General features: G+C 33.9%; 1 protein-coding gene. It reads left to right on the plus strand.

The window, feature by feature from the left end; all coding sequences use genetic code 11:
- Positions 1-254: hypothetical protein (locus tag ETC07_RS16285; protein ID WP_205742578.1), on the plus strand; the 254-nt coding region annotated here is incomplete at both ends.

Here is a 254-nt window from a genome sequence, read left to right on the forward strand (position 1 = left end):
TTTTCTAAGTTCCTTTTCCTGATCTTTATCAATATGATTGGTGAAAGTAACTTTAACTTAGCGATTACACCCGCTTCTATTCTAACAGTAGCAGTAATATTCTTGCTCTTCTTTACTTTGCTTCTTATTATTGGAACATTTATCATTTGGAAATCTTCAAGCCTTGATCTGTTAAGAGAAGCATCTAAAGGTGAAAAAGGGCCTAAGTCAAACATTTTCATGGCCTTGATTGGTATTGTTTTACTGGTAGTTGG

It is taken from the genome of Halomonas borealis (genome assembly GCF_004798905.1).
GTDB classification, from domain to species: domain Bacteria; phylum Pseudomonadota; class Gammaproteobacteria; order Pseudomonadales; family Halomonadaceae; genus Halomonas; species Halomonas borealis.